The 409-nt window shown below is 70.7% G+C and carries 1 protein-coding gene; it reads right to left on the bottom strand.

The features are described from left to right. The coding region (locus C6558_RS39295) for a hypothetical protein (protein ID WP_146161031.1) at positions 1-287 on the bottom strand (287 nt) is incomplete at its 3' end. Positions 288-409 lie beyond the last annotated feature (122 nt).

Below are 409 nucleotides of genomic sequence, written 5' to 3'. Positions count from 1 at the left end.
ATCAGAGCCGCCGGCAGCGCCCCATGGGAGCGGACGTGGGCGCGGCGCTGCTGGAGCTGGTGGTCATCGCCCAGACGTGCGCGGATCAGGGTCCGAATCCTGGCCTGGCGGGCAGCGTAGATCCCCTGTGCAGCCCACATCAGCATCGGCAGCAGCATCATCACCCCGGCCAGCCCGCAGGCGGTCCAGAAGGCAGGCCCGGACGGGGTATCCAAGAGCAGGGCCAAAGCCAACAGCGCGGCCCCGACGAGGAAGTAGACAACGGGGACGGGCGACAGGGCAGGCATCAGTACGGAGTCCCGGTGGGAGTGCCCTCGTGCACGCAGCAGGGCCGGCTGCTCCTGTAGCTCCTGGGGTGTCATGGGCGCCGGCAGCAGCCCGTGCCGGCGGGCGACGCCGCCATGATCTG

Source organism: Ensifer sp. NM-2, from assembly GCF_003024455.1.
In the GTDB taxonomy this organism is placed as follows: domain Bacteria; phylum Pseudomonadota; class Alphaproteobacteria; order Rhizobiales; family Rhizobiaceae; genus Ensifer; species Ensifer canadensis.
Note: the sequence above shows the minus strand (reverse complement) of the source record. Positions and strands in the feature narration are given on the sequence as shown.